The sequence below is a fragment of the Mucilaginibacter gynuensis genome (assembly GCF_039541195.1).
Classification (GTDB): Bacteria; Bacteroidota; Bacteroidia; order Sphingobacteriales; family Sphingobacteriaceae; genus Mucilaginibacter; species Mucilaginibacter gynuensis.
In genome coordinates this window covers 1-6,476 of record NZ_BAABFT010000036.1, presented here as the reverse complement: position 1 = coordinate 6,476, position 6,476 = coordinate 1, and the positions used below count along the sequence as shown (strand labels likewise).

Genomic DNA, 6,476 nt, shown 5'->3' with positions numbered 1-6,476 from the left:
GACAGTTGAAAGCTGATGAACAACTTTTCCTGGTGGCTTTTCTTCCCTTGCATATTACAAGATAAGAAACACCTCGCCTTTCATTATTAATGTCTTTTCAACATTGTGTTAGTTGTGCAACAGCCACCAAAAGAAAAAAGTACCAAAAAAGAAAAGTCGCGGCTGCGCAAGGAACTTTTAAAGTTTATGCTTAGGCAAGGCCAGTGCTACCCGTTCCTTACGATGCCGCATTTTTTTTGGTATGTTAAGGTAGTGCTTTTGTTTTGTGGCGAGGACTCACCCCGCCTACGCTTCGCTGGGCGACCCTCTCTTTCGCAAGCGAAAACGAGGGTAAAAGAAATTGGTATCATTTATTAAAAGCAACTCCTTAAAACTCCCTCTTTACGAAGTAGAGAGGGTGGTCGAGCGAAGCGAAGATCGGGTGAGTTGACTTACTACATCAAACAAAAAAGCCCCGGCTTTATAAAAACCGGGGCCTGTAATATGAAAGCGTGGGTGTCGCTTATTTTTTGTCTTTGGTGTAAGCCTCGTTAAGGCCTTTTACTACGTCGTTGGTAACATCAAGGCTTGCATCGCCGTAAAGTACGGTTGGGTTTGCTCTTGAGTAGGTTAATATCATTTTGTAACCTTTGTCTTTAGCGTATTTTTTAGTGAAATCGGCAATTTTGTCGAACAGTTTTTCGCTTTCTTCACCTTGTGTGTTTTGGAACTGGGCGGTAGCGTTTTGCTCGTAACCTTGTATCTCCTGGCCTTTACGTTGTAAACGTTGCTCGATAGGGGCACGTTGCTCGGCGCTCATGGTAGCGGCGTTCTTTTGGTACTCGGCAATCTCGCGTTGAAAAGCTTGTTTACGTGCATCAACATCACCTTGTGCCGATTTACCTTTGGTTTGCAGGCGGGTGGTCATGTCTTTTACGTAATCGTATTTAGCCAGCAATGTATCCTGGTTAATGTAAACGATCTGTGCGCCGGCAGCAGGGGCAGCGGCAGGTGTTGAAGCCGCGGCTTTGTCGGTTGTTTTATCCTGATTACAAGCGGCAACGCTGCCTGCTATAAGTAAACCTAAAGTCAGTTTGGTTAAAAAAGATGCCTTCTGTGTCATTATTCTATCTTAAAAAAATTTCACAAATATAAACTTTACTTATAAGTATCCTAATCATTTACACGGCAAGTTTCCACACCGTCATATTTATTAACATTGCGGTAAATTGGTTTAAATTTCGTATTTTTGAAGGTTATTGTTTTAAATACGTATGAGCGAAGAAATAGAAGATAAATCAGAAGAACAAGAAGATAAATCCAATTATTCGGCAGATAATATACAGGTTTTAGAAGGTTTAGAAGCGGTAAGGAAAAGGCCTTCCATGTATATTGGTGATACAGGCTTTAAAGGTTTACACCACCTTGTTTACGAGGTTGTAGATAACTCGATAGATGAGGCGCTTGCCGGTTACTGTACCGATATTGATGTTACCATACACGAGGGTAACTCCATCACTGTAAAAGATAATGGCCGTGGTATCCCTACGGGTATCACCAAAAAAGAAGGTATATCAGCATTGCAAATTGTAATGACGGTATTACACGCAGGTGGTAAATTCGATAAGGATACTTATAAGGTATCGGGCGGTTTGCACGGTGTAGGTGTAAGTTGCGTTAACGCGCTGTCAACCCATGTTAAAACTGTGGTACACCGCGAAGGCAAGATCTTTACGCAAGAGTACGCGCAGGGTAAACCACTGTTCCCGGTAAAAGAAATTGGTGTATCTGATAAAACAGGTACCATCCAAACCTTTCAGCCCGATCCGGAAATATTTACAACCACGCTTGAGTACAAGTACGAAACACTGGCCGCGCGTTTACGCGAGCTGGCTTTCTTAAATAAAGGTATCCGCCTGTCGTTGACCGACGAACGCGAAACCAACGAAGACGGTTCATTCCACCGCGAAGATTTCTTTTCAGAAGGTGGCTTGAAAGAGTTTGTTAAGTATCTTGATGGCACACGTGCCGCCATTATACCCGAGCCTATTTACTTAGAGGGTATAAAACAAGGTATCCCGGTTGAGCTGGCATTGCAGTACAACGATACCTATTCGGAGAATGTGCATTCGTATGTGAACAACATCAATACCATTGAAGGCGGTACACACGTGGCCGGTTTCCGTATGGGTTTAACACGTACCTTAAAATCGTATGCTGATAAAGAAGGTTTGCTGAAAAACGTTAAGGTTGATATTACCGGCGACGACTTCCGCGAAGGCTTAACCGCTGTAATATCGGTAAAAGTACAGGAGCCGCAGTTTGAAGGCCAAACCAAAACCAAGCTGGGCAACAGCGAGGTAAGCGGCGCGGTTAACGTTGCTGTGGGCGAAATTTTGAGCAACTACTTGGAAGAAAATCCGAGAGAGGCGAAAATGATCGTTCAAAAGGTGATACTGGCTGCTACAGCTCGTGCCGCGGCGCGTAAAGCACGCGAAATGGTACAGCGTAAAAGCGTAATGAGCGGATCGGGCTTGCCGGGTAAACTGGCCGATTGTGCCAACAGCGATCCGGTTGTTTGCGAGCTTTACCTTGTAGAGGGCGACTCGGCGGGTGGTACCGCCAAGCAAGGCCGTAACCGCGATAACCAGGCTATTTTACCATTACGTGGTAAGATCCTGAACGTGGAAAAAGCCATGGAGCACAAAATTTACGAGAACGAGGAGATCAAGAACATGTTTACCGGTTTAGGTGTAAGCATTGGTACTCCCGAAGATAATAAGGCGCTTAACCTAACCAAACTACGTTACCATAAGATCATCATCATGACGGATGCTGACGTGGATGGTTCGCACATTACTACGCTGATCTTAACTTTCTTTTTCCGTTATATGAAGGAGCTGGTTGAGTTTGGTTACGTATACATTGCATCGCCGCCGCTTTACCAGGTTAAAAAAGGTAAAGAGTTTGAATACTGCTGGAACGATGAACAGCGCGATATAGCTATACAGCGCCTTAAAGGTGCCGGTAAAGAAGATAGCGTGCACGTACAACGTTACAAAGGTTTGGGTGAGATGAATGCCGAGCAATTATGGGATACTACCATGAACCCGGCTACACGTACACTTAAAAAGGTAAGTATTGAAAATGCTGCCGAGTGTGATCATACCTTCAGTATGCTGATGGGTGATGAAGTTGCACCACGCCGCGAATTCATTGAGAAGAATGCTAAATACGCTAAAATAGATACATAAGATCAGTTCCCGTGAAGCGGGGATTGCAGATTGCATCTATATAGATCATATAACGGGCAGGCTTTGAAAAAAGATCTGCCCGTTTTGTTTATATCTTAAGTGATTGATTGTTAAGGTAAACGAATTTGTGCAGCGATTACGTTAGATGATTTAGCAGTCGGCTTAGTATCTTCGCCCTCATGAAGAATTTTACTACAGATGCGGAAGGGGTGGATTTTGAGTTCATCACCATGAATATCAGAAAGCTGCAACTGTTCCAGGTATATACCACCTATAATAATGCCCGTGTAAGGTTTCACATGCAGATAGCCGATGACGGCAATTTTTACATTACTGATAGACCGGTGTGCCCCGAAGAATATCTGCGAATGGAGCCTATGCTTAATAAGGCTATTCAAATATATGGCAAAGTAGAGTATGTGCCGCCTGTGCCTATTGAATCTGCTACGCCTGTTGAACCGGATACGGTTTAATACAACATATAAATATACAAAGGGCCGCCCTGTTTAACAGTAGCGGCCCTTCTTGTATAATATTATAAGTGCTATCTATTTTTTAGCCTGAAAATCGGGGTGGCCGGCCTGCCATAATGCGAAAGAGAACATATTGGCAAAATTACGATAGGCTATTTCCTTGTTTTCGGTAAAGTGTCCGTTATCGTAATTAACAGCTAATAATACAGGTTTGCCCGAAGCTGTGGCATTTTGCAATGCTGCCGCAAATTTCCCCGGCTGCCAAACAATCACCCGCGGGTCATTCATCCCACCTACACAAATTACCGCAGGATATTTAGTGCCATCTTTTACGTGCTGAAATGCATCCATCTCGTACAAAGCCCTCGCCTCAACCGAATCCTTCACCGTGCCGAACTCCTTGGTATTGTTCAATCCGTTGGGCGAGTTCTCCATCCGCAGGGCATTGCTGCAACTCACATTGCTTATAGCCGCCGCAAAAAGATCAGGCCTTTCTGTAATAGCGCGACCAATTAGTATACCACCCGCGCTGGTACCTTCGCCAATAAGGTGGCTGGCGCTGGTGTAATGGTTATTAATAAGGTACTCGCCCGATGCTATGAAGTCTTTCCAGGTATTAGGCTTGGTGGTTTTATAACCCGCCTTATACCAGCTTTCGCCCTTTTCGCTGCCGCCGCGTACATGCGTTTCGGCAACAATTACACCTTTATTAAGCAATGCGAGGCTGTAGGTGCTAAAATACGGCGTGCCCGATACCCCGTAAGCGCCGTAACCTGTCATATAACAAACGGCGCTGCCGTCTTTTTTAACGTTCTTGTTATATAATATAGTAAGGGGCACCATGGTGCCGTCGTGGCTCTTTATTTCGGTTTCTTCTACTACAATATCGTCAACACCGGGGTAACTGAATTTGGCTGTCCATGCCGATGGTTTTACCACACGGGTAAGCGCGTTATAATTATATATGGTAAAAGGCTGTTTCCAAGATGTTAGCAGGATCAGTACATCATTACTGGTAATATTTACAGGCATCACACTGGCTGTACCGCTAACCGGCAGTTTAATCTCGTCGGACTTGCTACTTAAAAAATTGTACTGATAAGCGCGGGTATTAATGCCATCATTGGTGGTAAAGTAAAAGAAATCTTTGCCGCGTGCCATATTATCAATAGTGGCGGCCTGCTCGGGCACTACAGTTGCGGCAGTCGCTACATCAAATTTCTTCAGGTTTGATTTGGTGATCTTAAATTTAGATGCCCCGCGTAGGTAAGCATATATATGTCATCGCCATGATTAAAGAAGTTGGTTACATGGTCATCCTTTTTAAATAAGCGCTTCCAGCTGATCACAGGTTTCAGCAGATCTGCCGCCGGGGCATAAAAGCAATTCATATCGCGGTCTACCCCGCCAAGGTAGCCGAAAATGTATTGCATATCTTCCGAATAAAATACAAAGCAAAGGTCTTCGGGTTTAATGCTAAGCTTAGGATATTTAATACGGCTGAACAATAATTTATCGGTTGATGTAGCTGTGCCTAATTGATGGTACATGCTGCGGGTATCCGTCATAGAACTCATGGACGTAATATCGCTGCTGTTTTGTACGGTATAAACAAAGCCTTTGCTATCCGGCGTCCAACTGCTCACACCAAACCACGACGGAAATATCTTTTCCGGGTAAAGCTTTTTGGTATCCACATTCATTATATATATGGTAGACGTTTCCGATCCGCTTACCGATATACCGAATGCTATCTTTTTACCATCTTCGCTGGGCAGGTAATAATTAATAGAATAGGCTTTTCCGTCCACAGGAACCGGATCATACAATAAAACCTCGTTGCCGTTTTCGCCCGTTCGGTAATATAGCTTGCCTACATTTTCGGTGGCGAGTGTCTTCTTGTAAAAAAAACGCCCCCCCTTTTTTATAATATTGCTACCTATGCTGTATGGCTTAAGCGAGTTATAGTATTGAAATGTTTTGATCAGACTATCGCGGCCACTGATGTTGCCCAATTGAGCATTAGTATAATCAGCCTGGGCTTTAAACCATGTTTTTACCACGGTATCCTTGGTATCTTCCAGCCAGCGGTAATTATCAGTTACCTGTAAGCCGAAATAAGTATCATTAACCGGTTTTTTAGGCGATGCCGGAGCCTGTGCATGCAATGCCCCGCAAAAGAATGTCGCAATGAAGAGTGATAAAGCCTTTTTCATTTTGTTTAAGTTAATAGTTTAATTTTTGGTTGATATTGGCACTTAAATATACTTAATTGTTTAATACATAGCGCCTTACTGCCACAAATTTACCCGCTTGCCATTTATTGCCGGTAGTTTAAGTACTAATATTATCACGGTGTTTTCACGGTAATTATAATAAGTGGGTGATAAGGATGTTGATATAGTATATATAATGTGTGAATAGGGGATTTACAGCGACGTGCGGTCTTAATCAACTTAAGTCGCTAAATGTTTGAGTTCCCTACTAATTTTTTCATCTTGAAAACAAGGCAGTTGCGATAAAAGCGGAAAAAAATGGTGTGAATGATTTGTGTAGGAGAAAAAGAAACGTACCTTTGCAGCCCGCAAATAAGGAAAGCGGGACGTTCATTAAAAGGTTAAAAAGGGGTAGAAAAGCGAGCTGAAAAATTAAAAAAATAAAGTTTGCGAAACAGATAAAAGTTTCTACCTTTGCAGCCGCTTCCGGCGAGAGAGAAAAGAGGGAAAGAGAAGCGGAGAGGTAGAAAAAAGCAAGCTGAAAAAATAAAAAA

General features: G+C 43.3%; 5 protein-coding genes and 1 pseudogene. 2 read left to right on the top strand and 4 right to left on the bottom strand.

The annotated features are described in order from the left end of the window. Positions 1–502: 502 nt before the first annotated feature. Positions 503–1,102, bottom strand: coding sequence for an OmpH/Skp family outer membrane protein (locus ABD894_RS28035; RefSeq protein WP_345214420.1), 600 nt, complete (start codon positions 1,100–1,102; stop codon positions 503–505). 151 nt (positions 1,103–1,253) lie between these two features. Between ABD894_RS28035 and gyrB the strand changes: the two genes are divergently transcribed. Beyond that, complete coding sequence (gene gyrB / locus ABD894_RS28030; protein WP_345214419.1) at positions 1,254–3,233, top strand: DNA topoisomerase (ATP-hydrolyzing) subunit B; 1,980 nt, start codon at positions 1,254–1,256, stop codon at positions 3,231–3,233. A gap of 179 nt (positions 3,234–3,412) precedes the next feature. Further along, on the top strand, positions 3,413–3,706 hold the full coding sequence (locus tag ABD894_RS28025) for a hypothetical protein (protein ID WP_345214418.1): 294 nt from the start codon (positions 3,413–3,415) through the stop codon (positions 3,704–3,706). A 75-nt stretch (positions 3,707–3,781) separates the two neighbouring features. Here the strand turns inward: ABD894_RS28025 and ABD894_RS28020 are convergent, their stop codons facing one another. The 3 genes and pseudogenes from ABD894_RS28020 to ABD894_RS28010 all read right to left on the bottom strand — a co-directional run. After that, positions 3,782–4,486: a prolyl oligopeptidase family serine peptidase gene (locus ABD894_RS28020; protein WP_345214421.1), complete on the bottom strand. Its 705-nt coding sequence runs from the start codon at positions 4,484–4,486 to the stop codon at positions 3,782–3,784. A 219-nt stretch (positions 4,487–4,705) separates the two neighbouring features. Next, positions 4,706–5,922, bottom strand: a pseudogene (locus ABD894_RS28015) (beta-propeller domain-containing protein); the annotation flags it as partial. Between the two features lie 277 nt (positions 5,923–6,199). After that, on the bottom strand, positions 6,200–6,476 hold a 277-nt coding region (locus ABD894_RS28010; RefSeq protein ID WP_345214417.1), incomplete at its 5' end, for a hypothetical protein.